This window comes from Kitasatospora nipponensis (genome assembly GCF_039528135.1).
In the GTDB taxonomy this organism is placed as follows: Bacteria; Actinomycetota; Actinomycetes; order Streptomycetales; family Streptomycetaceae; genus Kitasatospora; species Kitasatospora nipponensis.
Genome location: NZ_BAAALF010000740.1, coordinates 1 through 686 on the forward strand (window position 1 = coordinate 1; position 686 = coordinate 686).

At 68.8% G+C, this 686-nt stretch carries 1 protein-coding gene; it reads right to left on the bottom strand.

The window, feature by feature from the left end:
* Positions 1-686: dihydropteroate synthase (locus ABD323_RS43050; protein WP_344447482.1), on the bottom strand; the 686-nt coding region annotated here is incomplete at both ends.

Consider the following 686-nt stretch of genomic DNA (forward strand, 5'->3'; position numbering starts at 1 on the left):
CACTCGACGCCGCCGACACCCCCTCGAACAACTGCAACAACCGCTGCAACGGGTCGTACCCCTCACTACGACGGTCGTAGACCAGATCCAGCGCCACCTCCCGCTGCTCCTCGGGAATCCGCGCGATCGGCAGGATCTTCGAGGCGTGCACGATCGCCGAGTCCAACCCCGCCTGCACGCACTCGTGCAGGAACACCGAGTTGATCACCTGCCGCGCCGCCGGCGACAACCCGAACGAGATGTTCGACAACCCGAGCGTCGTCTGCACGTCCGGGTGACGCCGCTTCAACTCCCGGATCGCCTCGATCGTCTCGATCCCGTCACGCCGCGACTCCTCCTGACCCGTCCCCAACGTGAACGCCAGGCAGTCCACCAGGATCGACCCCTCGTCGATCCCGTACTCCCGGCCCAACTGCTCGATCAGCCGCTCGGCGATCGCCACCTTGGTCTCGGCGGTGCGGGCCTGGCCCTGCTCGTCGATGGTCAGCGCGATCAGCGCGGCGCCGTGCTCGCGCGCCAGTGCCGCCACCTTCCCGAACCGGGTGTCCGGACCGTCCCCGTCCTCGTAGTTCACCGAGTTCAACACCGCCCGCCCGCCGAGCAGTTCGAGCCCGGCACGGAGCACGTCCGACTCGGTGGAGTCCAGCACGATCGGCAGCGTGGAGGCGGTCGCCAGACGCCCGGCG